Source organism: Paraburkholderia strydomiana (assembly GCF_046030495.1).
Lineage (GTDB): Bacteria > Pseudomonadota > Gammaproteobacteria > Burkholderiales > Burkholderiaceae > Paraburkholderia > Paraburkholderia strydomiana_A.
On record NZ_JAQQCJ010000001.1, the window covers coordinates 414,313 to 430,358 of the forward strand.

Sequence of the window (16,046 nt, forward strand, 5' to 3'; positions counted from 1 at the left end):
GGATGAAGATCGGAATCGTCAACGACATGCCGCTCGCCGTCGAGGCGCTGCGGCGCGCGCTCGCCGCCCGTCACGACTACGACGTGCTGTGGGTCGCGCAGGACGGCCAGCAGGCGGTCGATTTCTGCGCCGCGCAACGGCCCGACATTGTGCTCATGGATCTGGTGATGCCGAACGTCGACGGGATCGAGGCCACGCGCCGCATCATGGCGCGCGCGCCGTGCGCGATCCTGATCGTCACCGTCGATGTGGGTGCGAACGCGTGGCGCGTCTACGAAGCGATGGGCGCGGGCGCGCTCGACGCCGTCGATACGCCGTCGCTGAGCGGGCCCGACGCGCACCGGAGCATCGCCACGCTGATCGCGAAGATCGATCGCATCGGCGCGCTCGTGAAGGAGCGCCATGCGCCCGGCGCGGCGGCTGCGGCGGGCATCGCACGCGTGACGAACCGCGATACGCCGCTGGTGGCGATCGGCGCGTCGGCGGGCGGACCGGCCGCGCTCGCCACGCTGCTCGCCGGGCTGCCGAAGGATTTCAACGCGGCGGTCGTGATCGTGCAGCACGTCGATGCGGCGTTCGCCGCCGGCATGGCGGACTGGCTGAACCAGCACTCGGCGTTGCCGGTGCGGATCGCCCGCGAAGGCGACCGGCCGCAGGCGGGCCTCGCACTGCTCGCCGGCACCGACGATCATCTGCATCTCAAACTGCCCGACGTGCTCGGCTACACGCGCGTGCCGGAGGAAACGCCGTATCGCCCTTCCGTCGACGTGTTTTTTCACAGCGTGGTGGCGCGCTGGCCGGCGCGCGCGATCGGCGTGCTGCTGACCGGCATGGGTCGCGACGGCGCGATCGGTCTCAAGGCGATGCGCACGAAGGGCTATCACACGATCGCGCAGGACGAAGCGACCAGCGCCGTGTACGGCATGCCGAAAGCGGCCGCCGCGCTCGGCGCCGCTGTCGCGATCCTGCCGCTGCCCCGGATTGCCGCCGCGCTCGCCGCCGCGGCGAGCGCACGATAGAACGCCCCTGCCCACCGACGAGCCCGATTCACTGACATTCATTCTGGCTGAACATCATGGACACTCCCGAACCGCATCAGAACGCCGCCGCGCGAGGCCTCGCAGAACCCGACGCGAACACGCAGGCGCTCGCGGAGGACGCGCCCAACCTCGCCATCGACGACGCGTTGGCGCGCATCCTCAGCAATCCGCCCGCAGCGGAGTGCCCGATCATGGTGCTGCTGGTCGACGACCAGGCGATCATCGCCGAGGCGATTCGCCAGGCGCTGGCCGACGAAGCGAGCGTCGACTTCCACTACTGCGCGTCGCCCGAAGACGCGGTGCAGTGCGCCGAGGAAACGCGCGCGACCGTGATCCTTCAGGATCTCGTGATGCCGGGCACCGACGGTCTCACGCTGGTACGGCAATACCGGCAGAATCCGGCGACGCGCGACATTCCGATCATCGTGCTCTCGACCAAGGAAGAGCCGCTCGTGAAAAGCGCGGCCTTTGCCGCCGGTGCGAACGACTATCTGGTGAAGCTGCCGGACCGTATCGAGCTGATCGCGCGCATCCGCTATCACTCGCGCTCGTATCTGAATCTGCTGCAACGCGACGAGGCTTACCGGGCGCTGCGTCAATCGCAACAGCAGCTGCTCGCGACCAACCTCGAATTGCAGCGGCTCACGCATTCGGACGGGCTGACGGGTTTGTCGAACCGCCGCTACCTCGATCAGTATCTGGCCGCGGAATGGCGCCGTGGTACGCGTGACAAGACCGGCCTCGGCTTCCTGATGATCGATGTGGATAACTTCAAGGCCTACAACGACACCTATGGACACGTCGCTGGCGACGAAGTGCTCAAGCGCGTCGCGCAAACCGTCGAGTCGTGTCTCGGGCGCTCACCCGATCTCGCGGCGCGCTTTGGCGGCGAAGAGTTCGCGGTGGTGGTGCCGGGCACGTCGGCCGGCGGCTTGCGTCTGCTCGCCGAAAAAATTCGCCTCGCGATCGAGGCGCTGGCGATCGCGCATGCGGGTTCGGCAAGCGGCGTCGTGACGATCAGCATCGGCGCGGCGACGCTCGTGCCGTCGGTCACCGAGCCGGTGACGACGCTGATCGAAGCCGCCGACGTCGGCCTGTATCGTGCCAAGCGGGATGGGAAAAATCAGGTGGCGGCGAATGGATGATTGGCCTTCTCAGCACAGCCACGGCGCCGCGCCGGCCGGCGCATCACCACGATATTTGCTGCGCGCAGCCTCCAGCACGCGCGCCTCGATTGCGCCATCGTCCGCGAGTGCCTGCAGCGCGGCCAACACGACAGCCTTGCGATCCACTTCGAAGAATTCGCGCAACGCCTGGCGCGTGTCGCTGCGGCCAAAGCCGTCGGTGCCGAGCGTCACATAGCGGCGCGGCACGTACGCGCGAATCAGTTCGGGCACCGCGCGCACATAGTCCGTCGCCGCGATAACCGGGCCTTGCGATGCCGCGAGCGCCTGCGTGACATAGGGCGCGTACGGCGTGTCGCCCAGACGCGCGAGCCGTTCCGCCGCCATGCCATCGCGCTGCAATTCGCTGAAGCTCGTCACGCTCCACACGGCGGCGTCGATCTCCCAGTCGTCCTTCAACATCTGCTGCGCGGCGATCACCTCGCCGAGAATCGCACCCGCGCCGAGCAACTGCACCTGCGCCCGTGCTGATTGCTGCGCCTGCTGAGCCTGAGCGGCGGCCAGCGGATAGATACCCTTCAGAATCCCTTCGCGCGTCGCGGCCGGATCGCCGCCCGGCACCGAAGGCTGCGCGTAGTTTTCATTCATCACGGTGACGTAATAGAACACGTCGCGTTGCGCTTCGACCATCTCGCGCATGCCTTCGTCGACGATCGCGGCAAGCTCGTAAGCGAACGCGGGATCGTACGCGCGGCAATTCGGAATCGTCGATGCCGCGAGGTGGCTAGAACCGTCCTGATGCTGCAAGCCCTCGCCGCCGAGCGTCGTCTTGCCCGACGTCGCGCCGATCAGAAAGCCTCGCGCGCGCTGATCCGCGGCCGCCCAGATCAGGTCGCCGATGCGCTGGAAACCGAACATCGAGTAGTAGATGTAGAACGGCAGCATCGGCAGATCGTGCACGCTGTACGACGTCGCCGCCGCGATCCATGACGACACCGCGCCCGCTTCCGAAATACCTTCCTCGAGAATCTGCCCTTGCGTGTCCTCGCGGTAATACAGCATCGAGCCGAGGTCTTCCGGCTCGTACAACTGCCCGAGCGGCGAATAGATGCCGACCTGGCGGAACATGTTCGCCATGCCGAAGGTGCGCGCTTCGTCGGCGACGATCGGCACCACGCGCGGCCCCACCTGCGCGTCTTTCAGCAGCGCGGTCAGCATGCGCACGAGCGCCATCGTCGTGGACATCTCGCGGCCGTTCGAATCCAGCGCGAATTGCCCCCAGGAGGACACCGGCGGGACGATCAGCCCCGCCGATGCAGCTCGCCGCCTTCTGGGCAGATAGCCTCCGAGAGCCGCCCGGCGAGCATGCAGGTACTGCATTTCCGGGCTGTCTTCCGCTGGTTTGTAAAACTTCAGTTGCTCGACGTCCTCATTGCTAAGCGGCAGGCGGAAACGGTCGCGAAACGCCTTGAGGTCGTCGGAGCCGAGCTTCTTCTGCTGATGCGTGGTCATGCGGCCCTGGCCCGAGGCGCCCATGCCGAAGCCCTTCATCGTCTTCGCGAGGATCACCGTCGGCTGGCCGCGATGCGCCAGCGCTTTCGCGTAAGCCGCGTGCAGCTTGCGCACGTCGTGGCCGCCGCGGCGCAGGCGGTCGATGTCGTCGTCGCTCAATTGCGCGGCGAGCGCGGCAAGCTCCGGATTCTGGCCGAAAAAGCGCTCGCGGTTGTACGCGCCGTCGTTCGCCGAGAAGGTCTGGAACTGGCCGTCCACGGTGTGCGCGAATGCGCGCAGCAACGCGCCGCTGCGATCGCGTGAGAACAGCGCGTCCCAGTCCGAGCCCCACACCACCTTGATCACATTCCAGCCCGCGCCGGCGAAATGCGCTTCCAGTTCGTCGATGATGCGGCCGTTGCTGCGCACCGGGCCGTCCAGCCGCTGCAGATTGCAGTTGATCACGAACACCAGGTTGTCGAGCCCCTCGCGTGCGGCGAGCGACAGCGCGCCGGTCGATTCGGGCTCGTCCATTTCGCCGTCGCCGAAAAAGCCCCACACCTTGCGGCCTGCCGTTTGCACGAGGCCGCGATTGGCCAGGTAGCGCATGAAGCGCGCCTGGTAGATCGCGTTGATCGGGCCGATGCCCATCGAGCCGGTCGGGAACTGCCAGAAGTCCGGCATCAGCCACGGATGCGGATAGGAGCACAAGCCCGGCCCGGCGATCTCGCGGCGGTAGTGCCGCAGGTGCTCCTCGGACAGGAAACCTTCGAGGTAAGCCCGCGCATACACGCCCGGCGACGAATGCGGCTGGAAGTAGACGAGGTCGCCGGTGCCCGGCTCGCCGTCCGGCGCGCAGGCGCGGAAGAAATGGTTGAAGCCGACTTCGAACAGATCCGCCGCCGAGGCATAACTCGCGATATGTCCGCCCAGTTCGCCATACGCCTGGTTCGCGCGCACCACCATCGCGAGCGCGTTCCAGCGCAGCGCGCCGGCGAGCCGTTCTTCGAGTTCGAGGTTGCCGGGATAGCGCGGCTGCTGGTCGACCGGGATCGTGTTCCGGTACGGCGTGACGCTGGTGCGCGCCGATTCGACACCCAGCGACAGCGCGTGGCTCGCGAGCCGGTCGAACAGAAACTGCGCCCGCTCGCGGCCGACATGCGTGACGACCGCGTCGAGCGCGTCGAGCCATTCGGCGGTTTCCTGCGGGTCGGTGTCGACACGCTCCACGTTCATCGACTGCAACTGCTCGCTACCGCTGGACAAATCCGTCATGGCATCACTCCCGCATCGCCGCGTCAGGCTCAGGATCGAGTGAGTCCATGGTAACTACGTGCCCGCAAAATGAGCATCTCATTTGCTTGTGATCCCGCGCTGGGATAGGCTATTTATTCCGGTTTTCGCCCCTGTCACGGAATATTTCATCTATGACCACACCACCCAGACGGCTCGACCGTATCGACATCGGCATCCTGAGCCAGTTGCAGCAGAATGCGCGCATCACCAATGCGGACCTGGCCCGCTCGGTGAATCTGTCGCCGACGCCCTGCTTCAATCGCGTGCGGGCGCTCGAAAAGCTGGGTCTGTTCAAGCAACAGGTCACGTTGCTGAACCCGGAGCCGCTCGGGCTGCGCATCAACGTGTTCATTCAGGTGAGTCTGGAAAAACAGGTGGAAGACGCGCTGCTGCGCTTCGAGCAGGCGATCTCGGAGCGGCCCGAGGTGATGGAGTGCTATCTGATGACCGGCGACGCCGATTATCTGCTGCGCGTGGTGATGCCGGATATGCAGACACTCGAGCGCTTCATCGTCGATCATCTGACGAAGATTCCGGGCATCTCCAATATCCGCTCGAGCTTTGCGCTCAAACAGGTGCGGTACAAGACGGCGCTGCCGTTGCCGTCGTCGGGCTTGACGCTGGCCGATCCCGACGATGTGGCGACGGACTGGCGGTAAGGCGCGCTGGCCGTTCGTCAGTCCGTATCCGTCGTTGGGCCGCGGGCTCCGGCTGGCCGTGTCGCCCGCCCCTCGCCAACTTGCTGGTCGCCGTCAGGCGGCAGCCTTGGCGCGCGTATAACGTTCCGCCGGCACCTTGTGCGATAGATTCGGCTGCAGCTGCTGGCGTGCGCTGTTCAACCGATCCCAATCGGCCGCGTCCGGCAGCGCCGGGATCGTCACCAGTTCGCCTTGGTCGAGACCGGCGAGCGCGGCGTCGACCATGTCCTCGGCGGTCATCACGATCTGCGCGGGCAGATTTTCGATGGCCAGCCCTGCGTGGTCCCAGAATGCCGTGCTGGTGGCGCCCGGCAACACGGCCTGCAACTGCACGCCCTTGGCGCCCACTTCGTGATGCAGCGATTGCGTCAGGTTCAGCACGTAGGCCTTGGTGCCGCTGTACGTGCCGTTCAGAAGCTCCGGCGCCAAGGCCACGATCGACGAGATATTGATCACCACGCCGTTGCCCCGCTCGACGAAGCCGGGCACCACCGCCGCGGTCAGGCGCGTGAGCGCGGTCACGTTCAGGTCGATCATCTTTTCGAGTTCGTCGATGTCCGAGTCAATCAACGGGGCCGACGCGCCGACCCCCGCGTTGTTGACCAGCATCGTGATCGCGCGGTCCGCGCGCAGCCGCTCCTCGATGCGGCGCATGTCGGCCTTCACGGTCAGATCGGCGCTGACGGCGTCCACATGGCGCCCGGTCTCCTGCGTCAGACGCGCGGCCAGGCCCTGCAGCCGTTGACCGTCGCGTGCGACGAGGATCAGGTCGTAGCCGCGCCGCGCAAGGCGATCCGCATACACCGCGCCGATGCCCGACGACGCGCCCGTCACCAGTGCCGTCCCTTTGCTGCCTTTGCTTGCTTGCGTTGCCATTTGAAGCGCTCCTTGCGGGCCTGGCGCGTCGCGCCGCTGCCCTATCCGTTGAATGAGACAAGCTGTGAACCTGCGCCGCCGCCCGCTTTCGGCCGGCATGACGCTGTTGACGAGACAAGTCTAGGCGCGTAGTCTTCTGTCTCAAATGTCGTATTTCCCTCGTTTCAGGACATCGCTATGAAGCATATCGGCGTGGTGGTTTTTCCCGGCTTCCAGATCCTCGATATGGTTGCGGTCGCCATATTTGAACTGGCGAATCTGGAAGCCGGCCAGCCCGAATACGAGGTGGAGACCGTCTCCGAGCACGGCGGGATGGTGCGCAGCTCGTCAGGCGTCGAGGTCGCCACGCGAGCCTTCGGCGACCCCGCCTACGACACCGTGATCGTCACCGGTGCGATGCAGATCGCGCCGTCGTCGCCGGGCATGCTGGCGTTTCTGAACCGCGCGCTCGTCGCGTCGCGGCGCACCGCCAGCATCTGCACCGGCGCCTTCGCGCTGGCCGAGGCCGGTATTCTCGATGGCCGCCACGCCACTACCCACTGGGTTCACGCGCGCACCCTGCAAGAACGCTTTCCCGCGACGCGGGTCGACGACGACCGCATTTTTATCGTCGACGGATCGGTGTGGACTTCGGCGGGCATGACGGCATGCATCGACCTGTGTCTCGCGCTGGTCGAAAACGATCTCGGCGTGGACGTGTCGCGCGCGATCGCGAAAAAACTCGTGGTGTATCACCGGCGCACCGGCGGGCAGTCACAATTTTCGGCCATGCTGGAGCTCGAGCCGAAATCCGACCGCATCCAGAACGCGCTCTCGTATGCGAAAAGCCATCTGCACGAGCCATTGACGGTCGAACAGCTGGCCGACATTGCGCATCTGAGTCCGCGCCAGTTCAGCCGGGCGTTTCGCGACGAAACCCGGCAGTCGCCGGCCAAGGCCATCGAGGCGTTGCGCGTCGAGGCCGCGCGCGCGATGCTCGAAGCAGGCCGCCATTCGATGGAGGCTGTTGCGGCCGACACGGGCTTTATTGACACCGAGCGGATGCGCCGCGCGTTTCTGCGCACGTACGGCCAGCCGCCGCAGGCGATCAGGCGTGCCGCGCGTGCGCTGTAACGGATGTAGTGGACAATGTCGGCAGCCGTGCCTCACATCGATCCGAACTTGCAACCAGGAAAGGAAGCGCGATGAACTATGACGACAGCAATCCGTTCGCAAGAATTCTGCGTGGTGAACTGCCCTGCATCAAAGTGGCCGAAAACAATGCCGCGCTGGCGTTCATGGACTTGATGCCGCAAGCCGACGGCCATCTGCTGGTCGTGCCGAAAGAGCCGGTGGCCGAGATTTTCGAGTTGTCGGATGCGTCGCTGGTGGCAGGCATGCGCATGACGCAAAAGCTCGCGATCGCCGTTCGCGCAGCCTTGCACCCTGACGGCGTGTTTATCGGCCAATTCAACGGCGCCGCCGCGGGACAGACGGTGCGGCACGTGCATTTTCACGTGATCCCGCGCTGGGAAGGCCAGCCGCTGAACATGCATGCACGCGACGTCGCCGATGCGGACACGCTCGAGGCGCTTGCCAAACGCATTCGCGCGCACTGGCGCGCAGACTGAGGCCCTGCGACGGGTGTCGTCACGCGCCGTAACAAGTGTAAAGGCGGCTGAAACAAGCGGCGCGCGTGGCGCGACTAGACTGTTATCTGCCTTGTAGCCTCAAGGCATTGAGTGTGGATCTCTTTTTAAGCCTGCCCGCAACGGCAGGCTTTTTTTCTTGGCGGTTCCGCTGCGCCGGTTGGGATGAAAATCCGCCAGGCACAAAAAACTCGCACGTGGCGGGCTGTTGACACATTCACGATGGCGCGGCGGCACGTGTTGGCGTCGCTTCACCCCGACATACGCCCAGACGCGCCGCAAACGACATGCGGATGCGCGTTGGCGACAGTCGGCGCGCGAAACTTAACGGCCCGCCATTCCAGCATAGCGGGCGCGTTGCGCGCGCTGCGGCGCTTCAGAGACGGTCCCGCGTGCGGCGCAGCGGATGGCGCCAGTCGATCCGCCGATGTCTCAGATGCACGGGCCGCATGTCATGCAGGTGACGATGTTCCTGCCACAGTTCGTCCGAAAAAAGAAATGCGACGATGAGCAGCGGCACGACGAGGAATACGCCCAATATCAATTGCTCGATCACGGTGGCCTCCGATCGCAGGAGCATAATTTCATTGTAGAGCACCGTGCGTGCCGCGCCGCGCCGAAACAGGCAGCAGCTAGCATTTGGCGATCCGACGCTTCCGCCCTCCCCGGCCCGCGCGGCTTTTGCGGTTCCGTGTGCGTTTTGCACGCTTTTTGCAGACGCAAAGCTGTGTCGGGAAGACATTGCACGAACGCCACACGCCGCAGCCAAACAAACCGGAGCGCGCTCCCGAGCCGGTGCCGGGCGCGCGCATTCAGACTCACGAAAATTAACGGGTCCAAGGGGAATTCAATGACGATCGAACGAAGCAGCGAACTCACGTTGCGCCCGCTTGAACGCACCGATCTGCGCTTCGTCCATGAAGTGAACAACAACGCGAAGATCATGCGTTACTGGTTCGAGGAACCGTATGAGACCTTCTCCGAACTGACCCAGCTTTACGATCAGCACGTGCACGATCTGCGCGAACGACGCTTCGTTGCGGTGGACAACGTGGGCCAGACGATCGGCGTCGTCGAATTGATCGAGCTGGACTACATCCACCGGCGTGGCGAATTCCAGATCATCATCGCGCCGCACGCTCAAGGACGCGGCTACGCCACGGTCGCAACGCAGCTCGCGATCGACTACGCGTTTTCAGTGCTGAACCTGCGCAAGATCTATCTGATCGTCGACAAGTCGAACACCGCCGCGATTCATATCTACGAAAAATGCGGCTTCCGGCACGAGGCGGAACTGATCGAGGAATTTTTCGGCAATGGCCGGTATCACAATGCATTGCGGATGTGCATGTTCCAGTCGGAGTTCTTTAACGCCGGCAAGCACGCCGACTGACGGCGTGACTAGCGCCGCAGGCCGCGTCGGTTTGCGCCTTGGCCGCGCAGACTGATTGCCTGGCACTGTTTATCTTCTGCATGCACACCGTTATTTCGCATTTCTGAATGAGACGACCGAACGACTTTGTGTGCAACGCACAAACTACGGCATTCAATTGTATTAAATCGCTTAATTGACGCTGCGCGTTTACGCGAATGGGTGCCGTGAAAGCTTGACTGTTAAAGCGCTGTGACCCGCCGGATTTTTATTTATCCGTTTCATTGCCGGCTGTTTAAACCCCTGTAGGGGGTTTAAACAGCCGCGACAGCAGGTGCGACAATTCGCCACTGTTGCGACCGCACACAGAATGTGCTTGTCGTTCGTTGACGTTCTTCTAAAGTGCAAGTTGCGGGTTCAACGTTAAAGTTAAATACATAGCTAACCTGAGTATTCAACCCGCACCGGAGGAACATATGAAAATGCGCATCGCCGTTGTTTTCGCCATTGCGGGTTTGGCTGCCGCGACTGTTCAGGCGCAAGACGTCGTGATCAAGCCGCAGCAAACCATCCAGTTCAAGGCCAACGCTTATGGTTGCCTGTCGAAGGATAAACTCGACGCCGCCGACCAGCATGCACAAGCCGGTGAACAGCAAAAAATGCAGGAGTTCTTCTCCGGATATCAGTGCGTGTCGACACCGCAGGACTCGAGTTTCCGGGTCGTACGCGTGGTCGGCCACGATGTCGAATTCGTGAATTCCGGCAATAGCGATACGCAAGGTTTGTGGGCAAACGATCGGTTTATCAAGCAATAAACTGAACGTCGAAGCGCAAACCGTCATTCTGGAATAAATGGCGGAATGCGGTTTCTCGCGCATTGAAAAGACTTCAGGCTATTAAAAGCCGGAGGGCGCGGACCTGTGAGTAAAAAATGGCTGGGCATGGAAATGCCCGGCTTTTTTGTGTCCACGTACGTGCGACGCGTTTCAGCAAGCCAGAAAAAAGCCGATGCGGATTATCGATCCGCATCGGCAGTACGCCTTCTCGCAAAGCGCAGGAACAACTCTCATCAAATCGACGCGACGGCGTCGAGCCGCCCGCGTGCGTCAGTGCACGCGCTTGCTGCGGCGGAACTGATCGAACAGCACCGCCAGCAGCAGAATCCCGCCGCGGATCAGGTACTGGTAAAAAGTCGGCACGTTCAGCAGGCTCATCGCATCCTGCACGGAACCCATGATCAGCACGCCGACCAGCACGCCGGAAATCGTCGCGACGCCGCCCGTCAGCGAAACGCCGCCCAGCACGCATGCCGAAATCACGCCGAGTTCGAGACCGACCGACGTTTTCGGGTCGCCGAGACTCATGCGCGACGCCAGCATCACGCCCGCGAAGCCCGTCACGAGGCCTTGCAGCACGAACACCGTGATCTTGATCCGCGTCACCGGCAAGCCCGCCAGCACGGCGGCCTCGCTGTTGCCGCCGACGGCCAGCACGTTCTTGCCGAACACGGTCTTCTTCAGCAGGAAGCCGAACAGCACGAAGCCGATGATGTTGCTCCAGATCGGAAACGAGATGCCGAGGAACGAGCCGCCGCCGAGATCGAAGAAACGCTCTTCGGAAATCATCACGGCGTCGCCGTTGGACGTGATGAACGCGAGGCCGCGCACGACCTCCATCATTGCGAGCGTGACGATCAGCGAGTTGATCTTGTAGCGCGCGACCAGCACGCCATTGACCAGCCCGACCGCGCCGCCCGCGAGCACGCCGACCGCGACGCCGAGCAGCACGCTATGCGTCGCGGTGATCACCGTGGACGCCGCCACACCGGCAAACGCGACGATCGACGCCACCGACAGATCCACCTCGCCGAGCGCGAGGACGAACATCATCGTGACGGAGATCGAGCCGATCAGCGTCACGGAGAGCAGCAAGCCCTGGATATTGCGCGAGCTGAGAAAGTCCGGCACGGTGAACGACAGCACCGCGAACAGGATGATGAACACCATCACGATGCCGGACTTGTTGATCAGGTCCCAGGTGCGCGCGGCGCGCGCGCTCAGGCCCGCGGAGGCGACGGCTGGGGTCGGGGAGTCGGTGGAGGGTGTCTGCATGATGTCTGTTCCGTTTCAATAAGCGCGATTCGGTGGCTTGTTCGGGTTCGGGTCGAGTAACTAGAGCGGGCGGTTCAGCGCGGCAGCGCGAGCTTGATCAGCGCATCCGGCGTGGCCTGCGCCTTCGGCAGATCGCCGACGATGCAGCCTTCCTTCATCACGATCACGCGATCCGCGACGCCGATCACTTCGGCGAGATCGCTCGACACGACGATGACCGTGCGGCCCGCTTCGGCGAGCCCGTACAACAGTCCGTAAATCTCGCTGCGCGCACCGACGTCGATGCCGCGTGTGGGTTCGTCCATCAGGAACACGTCGATCTCTTCGGCGAGCCAGCGCGACAAAATCACTTTCTGCTGATTGCCGCCGGACAGCGTGCCGATCGGCGTCTCGCCGTTGCGCGTCTTGATCGCGAGCTTGCCGATGAATTCTTTGGCGATCTGCGCTTCCTTGCGGCCGTTGAGCACGTGAAAGCGGCTGAAATGGCGGCGGCAACTGATGTTGAGGTTGTCCGACACCGACGCGATCGACACGATGCCTTCCTGTTTGCGATCTTCCGGGCACAGCGCGATGCCCGCGCGCACCGCGTCGCGCGGCGTGGCGAAGCGCACGCGCTTGCCCTTGAGCGTGATCTCGCCGGCGGCCGGCTTGACCGCGCCGTAGATCAGTTTCATCAACTCGGACCGGCCCGCGCCGACGAGCCCGAAAAAGCCGACGATCTCGCCTTTGCGCGCCGCGAACGATGCCGGTTCGCGCAAGCCGCGTCCCATCAGATCCTGGACCTGCAGTTGCACGTCGCCGAGTTCGCGCGAACGATAGCCGTACACGTCGGCAATCGAGCGGCCCACCATGCAGCTGATCAGGCGATCGCGATCAAGTCCCGCGCCGGCTTCGAACGTGTCGATGCGGCGGCCGTCGCGAAACACCGTGACGCGGTCGCACAGCTCGTACACTTCCTCCATCCGGTGCGTGACGTAGATGATCGCGCGGCCTTCGGCCCTGAGCGCACGGATGATCCGGAACAGCTGCGTGGTTTCGCGCGACGACAGCGAACTGGTCGGTTCGTCGAAAGCGATCACGCGCGCGTCGCGCATCAGCGCCTTGCCGATCTCGATCATCTGGCGCTGGCCGATCGACAGATTCTTCACCTGCTGCGACGGATCGATTTTTTCGCCGAGCCGTTCCAGTTCACGCACCGCGCGCGCGACCAGCGCCTTTTCGTCCAGTACGCCGAAGCGATTGGGCAGCGCGCCGAGCATCAGGTTTTCCGCGACGGTCAGCTCCGGCACCAGGTGCAGTTCCTGATAGATGATCGCGACGCCCGCCGCGATGGCCGCCTTCGTCGTGGTGAACTGCTGCACGGCCCCGCCAAGTGACAGCGTGCCCGCCGCCGGCTGATTCACGCCGGACAGCACCTTGAGCAGCGTCGATTTGCCGGCGCCGTTTTCGCCCATCAGGCCATGCACTTCACCGCGCCGCACTTCGAGCGACACCTGGTCGAGCGCGAGCACACCGGGAAAGCGCACGGTGATGCCGTCGAGTTGCAGATACGGTTGCGCGTCGTCGACGAAGACAGAGGCGGGCGAGGGCGCTTGCGCCGACAGCGCGGCTGCTTCGTCGGCGGACCCGGCGGGGGACTCGGTGGGTAAGGACGTCATTGGAAAACCTCAAGCGGATGAACAACTCAACTACCGTGCTGACGACTGCGCGGGCCGGTCTCGCGTGAGCGCGATCCGGCCCGCCGAACGTGCGGACTCGAAGCGGGCTTAGATGCCCAGTTCCTTACGCACGTCCTGCCAGTTGCTGCGCACCATCAGCTTGCCGGTGGTCTGCGTGTCGGCGGGCGGCTGCTTGCCGTCCTTGATCCACTCGACGAGGTTTTCCGTGCTGTCCTTGCCATGGTTGGTCGAGCTCACGGCGATCGTGCCGTAGAAGCCCGTTGGTTCCTTCTTCTGGAATTCGGCAAACGCTTCGCCCGCGCCATTGATGCCGACGCCGATCACATCCGCCGCCGGAATATGCAGTTGCTCGGTCGCGCGCACGCCGCCCAGCACGCTTTCCTCGTTGAGCGCGAAGATCACCCACTTCTTGATGTTCGGATGCTGCGCGAGCACCGGCGACGACGCGTTGAAGCCGCCTTCGTCATCGGTCGTTTTCTGCGGGGCGTCGAAGATGTTTTCCTTCTTGAAGCCGCCGGCCAGCAGCGATTGCGTCGCGCCGTCGGTGCGCAGCTTCGCGGTCGGCAGTTCATAGTTCGTGATGCGCAGCGCGCCGACTTCTTCAGGCTTCCAGCCGCGGCGCTTCATTTCCTCGGAAATCGCCGTGCCGACCTGATTGCCGATCTTGAATGCCGACATGCCGAGGTGCGGCACGTTCGCGAGCGGCTTGCCGGTGGAGTCGACCAGTTGATCGTCGACCGTGACGAACTTCATGTTGTAGCGCTTCGCGCGCGCCTGAATCGCCGGTCCGAGACGCACGTCGGGTGCGCAGATCACGAAGCCCTTCGCGCCTTGTGCACCGAGGTTGTCGATCGCGGCCAGCACCTTTTCGCCGTCCGGCGTGCCGATGTTGACGACCGAGAAGCCGTCCTTCTGGCCGAGCGCGGTCGCGGCTTTCTGTTCGTTGATGAACCACGCCTGTTCCGGCATCTTCACGAGAAAGCCGACTTTGAGCGGCTGATCCGCGTGCGCGGAAAGTTGCATGGCGAACGGAGCGGCGAGGGCGGCGGCGGCCATCGCGGTGAGGGTCAAACGGCGAAGCTTGCTGGTCATGCGTGTCTCCTGAGGTTGAAAAGCTGCATTGATTTCGTTGATTTGCAGCAGGGTCATGCGCGGGGCGTCAGCCGGGGCGCGAGTGAAGCGTGGGATGCGCGGCGCATCGAACTGCGGCTGCGCGATAAGCGGCACGGTGGTCGAGGCAATGCGTGCCATTCATCGTAATCAGCCCGCCACGTAAGCCGTTTTCACGGCTGTCCAGAACGCTGCGTCGGTGGTGCCGTAGGCGGACGCCTTGCGGCCGCCGCCGGGCGCGTAGTGCTCGACGGTCGTGGTCGGCAGATTGATCGTGACGAGGCCGCTCTGGACGTGGCGGCGGAAATGCCGCGCGCGTTCGAGCGAGCGTGTGCAGATGCCGGCGCACAAACCGTAGGCGGTGTCGTTCGCCAGATGCAGCGCGTGGTCGTAGTCGTCCGCGCGCAGTACGACGGCGAGCGGCCCGAAAATTTCCTCGCGCGCGATGCGGTGTTCCGGCTCGCCGATGAAAAGTGCCGGCTCGAAGAAGTAGCCGCGCGTCGCGCGCTCCAGCTGCTGGCCGCCGCGCACCAGTTGGGCGCCTTCCTGCTTGCCGATGCGCAGGTAGTCCAGGTTGCGCTCCAGTTGCGCGGCGTTGGCGACCGGGCCGATGTCCGTGCCGTGCTTCAACGCGTGATCGACCGAGAGCTTGGCGAGCTTCGTGCGCAATGCGTCGACGAACGGCTCGAACACCGCGCGCTCGACGATCAGCCGTGCCGCCGCCGTGCTGCGCTGGCCGGTCGAGCTATAGGCGCCGCTCAAGGCGGCATCGACCGCGCCGTCGAGATCCGCATCGGCCAGCACCACGAACGGATTCTTGCCGCCCATCTCCAGTTGCACACGCACCTGACGGGCGGCCGCGGCCTGCAGCACGCGCGTGCCGGTGTCCGTCGAGCCGCTGAAGCTGATCGCTGCCACCAGCGGATGCGCGACGATCCGCGCGCCGACCTGGCGGCCGCTGCCCATCACCAGATTGAACACGCCCGCAGGCAGGCCCGCACGGCTGATGATCGAAGCCAGCGCCGCCGCGCAAGCCGGCGCCGATTCGGCCGGCTTGAAGACGACGCAGTTGCCGTGCGCGAGCGCGGCGCCGATCTTCGCCGCGGCGATCGCCAACGGCGCACTCCACGGTGTGATGATGCCGACCACGCCGAGCGGTTCGCGCGTCACGTCGATTTCGACGCCCGCGCGCGCCGATGCCAGCGGCTCCGCAAACGCACGCAGCGCCTCGGCGGCGAACAGCTTGAAAATCTGGCCCGCGCGCGTCGCTTCGGTTTGCGCCTCAGGCAAGGTCTTGCCGATTTCGCGCGCGAGCAGCCGCGCAAGTTCGTCGCGGCGGGCGAGCATCTCGGTGCCGATCGCGTCGAGCGCGTCCGCGCGACGCTGCGCCGACGCCAGCGACCAGTCGCGAAACGCCGCGTGCGCCGCTTCGATCGCCGCATCGGTCTGCCGCACGTCCGCCCGCGCGTATTCGCCGACCGGTTCGTCGAGGTCCGACGGGTTGAACGACACGCCTGCGGTCGCGCCCGTCTCCCATCCGCCATTGATGTAATGGCGAAACGGACTGGCAACGAGCGGGACGATCGAATCGCGGTTCATCGACGGAATGGCGTCACGTGGG

Annotated in this window: 14 protein-coding genes; 7 read left to right on the forward strand and 7 right to left on the reverse strand. The window is 64.4% G+C overall.

The window, feature by feature from the left end; translation table 11 throughout:
* The first annotated feature begins 2 nt into the window (after positions 1 to 2).
* Together PQQ53_RS01905 and PQQ53_RS01910 are read left to right on the forward strand one after the other, a co-directional pair.
* A complete protein-coding gene (locus PQQ53_RS01905) occupies positions 3 to 1,019 on the forward strand; it encodes a chemotaxis response regulator protein-glutamate methylesterase (protein WP_408139829.1) in 1,017 nt (338 codons plus the stop codon).
* Between the two features lie 56 nt (positions 1,020 to 1,075).
* Positions 1,076 to 2,185, forward strand: a complete 1,110-nt coding sequence (locus PQQ53_RS01910; protein WP_408139831.1) for a diguanylate cyclase — start codon at positions 1,076 to 1,078, stop codon at positions 2,183 to 2,185.
* Between the two features lie 9 nt (positions 2,186 to 2,194).
* Here PQQ53_RS01910 and mdeB read toward each other — a convergent pair whose 3' ends face one another.
* Complete coding sequence (gene mdeB / locus PQQ53_RS01915; protein WP_408323180.1) at positions 2,195 to 4,930, reverse strand: alpha-ketoglutarate dehydrogenase; 2,736 nt, start codon at positions 4,928 to 4,930, stop codon at positions 2,195 to 2,197.
* A 152-nt stretch (positions 4,931 to 5,082) separates the two neighbouring features.
* On the opposite strand from mdeB, the gene PQQ53_RS01920 reads away from it, so the two are divergent.
* Positions 5,083 to 5,610 (forward strand): Lrp/AsnC family transcriptional regulator, encoded by a 528-nt coding sequence (locus PQQ53_RS01920; protein WP_408139835.1) that lies wholly within the window; start codon positions 5,083 to 5,085, stop codon positions 5,608 to 5,610.
* A 93-nt stretch (positions 5,611 to 5,703) separates the two neighbouring features.
* Here the strand turns inward: PQQ53_RS01920 and PQQ53_RS01925 are convergent, their stop codons facing one another.
* The gene (locus PQQ53_RS01925; RefSeq protein ID WP_408152718.1) at positions 5,704 to 6,525 is read right to left on the reverse strand and encodes an SDR family NAD(P)-dependent oxidoreductase; all 822 of its coding nucleotides are present in this window, start codon (positions 6,523 to 6,525) and stop codon (positions 5,704 to 5,706) included.
* Positions 6,526 to 6,702: 177 nt separating this feature from the next.
* Between PQQ53_RS01925 and PQQ53_RS01930 the strand changes: the two genes are divergently transcribed.
* On the forward strand, positions 6,703 to 7,638 hold the full coding sequence (locus tag PQQ53_RS01930; protein ID WP_408139839.1) for a GlxA family transcriptional regulator: 936 nt from the start codon (positions 6,703 to 6,705) through the stop codon (positions 7,636 to 7,638).
* A gap of 71 nt (positions 7,639 to 7,709) precedes the next feature.
* A complete protein-coding gene (locus PQQ53_RS01935) occupies positions 7,710 to 8,135 on the forward strand; it encodes an HIT family protein (protein WP_408152719.1) in 426 nt (141 codons plus the stop codon).
* 394 nt (positions 8,136 to 8,529) lie between these two features.
* On the opposite strand, the gene PQQ53_RS01940 is transcribed toward PQQ53_RS01935, so the two are convergent.
* Positions 8,530 to 8,709: a hypothetical protein gene (locus tag PQQ53_RS01940; protein WP_168663876.1), complete on the reverse strand. Its 180-nt coding sequence runs from the start codon at positions 8,707 to 8,709 to the stop codon at positions 8,530 to 8,532.
* Positions 8,710 to 9,003: 294 nt separating this feature from the next.
* Here PQQ53_RS01940 and speG point away from each other — a divergent pair, with 294 nt between their 5' ends.
* Both speG and sap1 read left to right on the forward strand, forming a co-directional pair.
* Positions 9,004 to 9,546, forward strand: coding sequence for a spermidine N1-acetyltransferase (gene speG / locus PQQ53_RS01945; RefSeq protein ID WP_408139840.1), 543 nt, complete (start codon positions 9,004 to 9,006; stop codon positions 9,544 to 9,546).
* A 455-nt stretch (positions 9,547 to 10,001) separates the two neighbouring features.
* Positions 10,002 to 10,340, forward strand: coding sequence for a surface attachment protein Sap1 (gene sap1, locus PQQ53_RS01950; protein WP_408139842.1), 339 nt, complete (start codon positions 10,002 to 10,004; stop codon positions 10,338 to 10,340).
* Between the two features lie 291 nt (positions 10,341 to 10,631).
* Here the strand turns inward: sap1 and araH are convergent, their stop codons facing one another.
* The 4 genes from araH to PQQ53_RS01970 form a co-directional block, all read right to left on the reverse strand.
* Complete coding sequence (araH, locus tag PQQ53_RS01955; RefSeq protein WP_168663879.1) at positions 10,632 to 11,636, reverse strand: L-arabinose ABC transporter permease AraH; 1,005 nt, start codon at positions 11,634 to 11,636, stop codon at positions 10,632 to 10,634.
* A gap of 74 nt (positions 11,637 to 11,710) precedes the next feature.
* Positions 11,711 to 13,294: an L-arabinose ABC transporter ATP-binding protein AraG gene (gene araG, locus PQQ53_RS01960; RefSeq protein ID WP_408152722.1), complete on the reverse strand. Its 1,584-nt coding sequence runs from the start codon at positions 13,292 to 13,294 to the stop codon at positions 11,711 to 11,713.
* A 108-nt stretch (positions 13,295 to 13,402) separates the two neighbouring features.
* Entirely contained in the window at positions 13,403 to 14,407 is a 1,005-nt protein-coding gene (locus PQQ53_RS01965) for an arabinose ABC transporter substrate-binding protein (protein WP_121316137.1), read from the reverse strand.
* A 168-nt stretch (positions 14,408 to 14,575) separates the two neighbouring features.
* Positions 14,576 to 16,024 carry an aldehyde dehydrogenase family protein gene (locus tag PQQ53_RS01970; protein ID WP_408323181.1) on the reverse strand — a complete coding sequence of 483 codons (1,449 nt, stop codon included), beginning with the start codon at positions 16,022 to 16,024 and terminating at the stop codon, positions 14,576 to 14,578.
* Between the last annotated feature and the right edge of the window lie 22 nt (positions 16,025 to 16,046).

What these genes read in the sequence shown, in the direction of transcription:
- PQQ53_RS01925 (WP_408152718.1), bottom strand. Translation starts at nt 6,525, where the DNA reads ATGGCAACGCAAGCAAGCAAAGGCAGCAAAGGGACGGCACTGGTGACG.
- mdeB (WP_408323180.1), bottom strand. Translation starts at nt 4,930, where the DNA reads ATGACGGATTTGTCCAGCGGTAGCGAGCAGTTGCAGTCGATGAACGTG.
- PQQ53_RS01905 (WP_408139829.1), top strand. Translation starts at nt 3, where the DNA reads ATGAAGATCGGAATCGTCAACGACATGCCGCTCGCCGTCGAGGCGCTG.
- araG (WP_408152722.1), bottom strand. Translation starts at nt 13,294, where the DNA reads ATGACGTCCTTACCCACCGAGTCCCCCGCCGGGTCCGCCGACGAAGCA.
- PQQ53_RS01970 (WP_408323181.1), bottom strand. Translation starts at nt 16,024, where the DNA reads ATGAACCGCGATTCGATCGTCCCGCTCGTTGCCAGTCCGTTTCGCCAT.
- sap1 (WP_408139842.1), top strand. Translation starts at nt 10,002, where the DNA reads ATGAAAATGCGCATCGCCGTTGTTTTCGCCATTGCGGGTTTGGCTGCC.
- PQQ53_RS01965 (WP_121316137.1), bottom strand. Translation starts at nt 14,407, where the DNA reads ATGACCAGCAAGCTTCGCCGTTTGACCCTCACCGCGATGGCCGCCGCC.
- speG (WP_408139840.1), top strand. Translation starts at nt 9,004, where the DNA reads ATGACGATCGAACGAAGCAGCGAACTCACGTTGCGCCCGCTTGAACGC.
- PQQ53_RS01920 (WP_408139835.1), top strand. Translation starts at nt 5,083, where the DNA reads ATGACCACACCACCCAGACGGCTCGACCGTATCGACATCGGCATCCTG.
- araH (WP_168663879.1), bottom strand. Translation starts at nt 11,636, where the DNA reads ATGCAGACACCCTCCACCGACTCCCCGACCCCAGCCGTCGCCTCCGCG.
- PQQ53_RS01930 (WP_408139839.1), top strand. Translation starts at nt 6,703, where the DNA reads ATGAAGCATATCGGCGTGGTGGTTTTTCCCGGCTTCCAGATCCTCGAT.
- PQQ53_RS01935 (WP_408152719.1), top strand. Translation starts at nt 7,710, where the DNA reads ATGAACTATGACGACAGCAATCCGTTCGCAAGAATTCTGCGTGGTGAA.
- PQQ53_RS01910 (WP_408139831.1), top strand. Translation starts at nt 1,076, where the DNA reads ATGGACACTCCCGAACCGCATCAGAACGCCGCCGCGCGAGGCCTCGCA.